General features: G+C 48.9%; 1 protein-coding gene. It reads right to left on the reverse strand.

The window, feature by feature from the left end:
* Positions 1-244: 244 nt before the first annotated feature.
* The gene (locus R7P64_RS24110) at positions 245-1,114 is read right to left on the reverse strand and encodes a phasyl DNA replicon protein arp (protein WP_169679858.1); all 870 of its coding nucleotides are present in this window, start codon (positions 1,112-1,114) and stop codon (positions 245-247) included.
* Positions 1,115-1,359: the final 245 nt, after the last annotated feature.

Consider the following 1,359-nt stretch of genomic DNA (forward strand, 5'->3'; position numbering starts at 1 on the left):
AGTGGTCGGAACCCCTTAAAACCCGTCTTACAGGTGTGTGTCACCTGCTGCGCACGTAACACACACCAGCAAGAAGTGTCTTTAATCGGGGTGTCGTACAAACACTAAATCGGAACCCTAAAGGGACCCCCGATTTAGCATTTGACGAGTTCAGCAACGGTGAACGCTGACAGATTTACAATCTGGCTGCGTGAGACGGAATTGTTCCAATATGGGACAAGAGTCCACTATTAAACAGCGTGGACTATTCGATGTTCATGATGAAATCACGCCAGTGATACGACCAACGAGAGCCAAGGACACGGCGTAAGCCGTCGAATGATGGTTCACAACCCATGTTATCCGCGATGTAGTGAACGAAGATAGAAAGTTTGCGACGCCACTCATAAGACCCGTCAGAAACGAACTGGAAGCGCGTAGAAGCGATTTTAGCCTTGCGGGAATACTCTACCAGCCTAACGCCCTTAAATTGCTCTGTACGCGATTCTATGCCCTTAGAAATGTATTTGCCTACATAGCGCCCTATCCCCTCAGAATTTGACCGAACGGGCATCAATTCAGTGCGACCGAAGCCATATTTCGGCGCAGTCTTGCGCCAGAATGACCACTCGGAGCGGATAGCCTTGTTTGCGGAGGAGTAGTCCTGGCGATATACAGCGGGGAAATCGAATCCGGTACGAATGTCGGAGTGCAGTGCAACGAGTAAGTGATAGTGGATGCGCCCTGACTTCATAGGCTCCATAACACGGATGTAAGCGCGGTATCTTTTGGCAAGGATATGTGTTTTGAGGGAGTTAAAACGGCGCTGCGCCTCTTTGGGGTCGGTCACATGGTCACGAAAAGTCAGGGTTAAAAAACCAACGTTTGAAAGGCCGTAGGTATCGACAAAATACTGTACATTCCATGCCAGAGCCGAGGCAGATTTTTTGAGGTTTGTAGAAAGCTCAAAAGCCAGAGCTGATAAGGGTTCTGGAGGTGTTTTTAAAGAAATCTCGGTTGAGTTGTTTCTAAATAGACAAGGAAGCTCGGCATTCGCCTCGCGGAGTCCGAGAGCAGCAATAGAATCGAGAGATTTTGACGTGAGTTTGCCAAAGCGGTCTTTGTTGAGTAACATCAAGTTGTCCGGTTAAGTTGAGTACACATTGAGCCGTAGAAATGCTTACTGACCATAAACCCCTGATGTTGACGCATCGGGGGTTTTGCTTTTTGGTCATCGGGGCAACGTTACAGCGATTCGGCCAACTGGTCAAACGGGGGTCACTCATGGTGTTTCGGATTAGTCAGTGGTCGGAACCCCTTAAAACCCGTCTTACAGGTGTGTGTCACCTGCTGCGCACGTAACACACACCAGCAAGAAGT

It is taken from the genome of Vibrio sp. 2304, assembly GCF_033339475.1.
Classification (GTDB): Bacteria; Pseudomonadota; Gammaproteobacteria; order Enterobacterales; family Vibrionaceae; genus Vibrio; species Vibrio alginolyticus.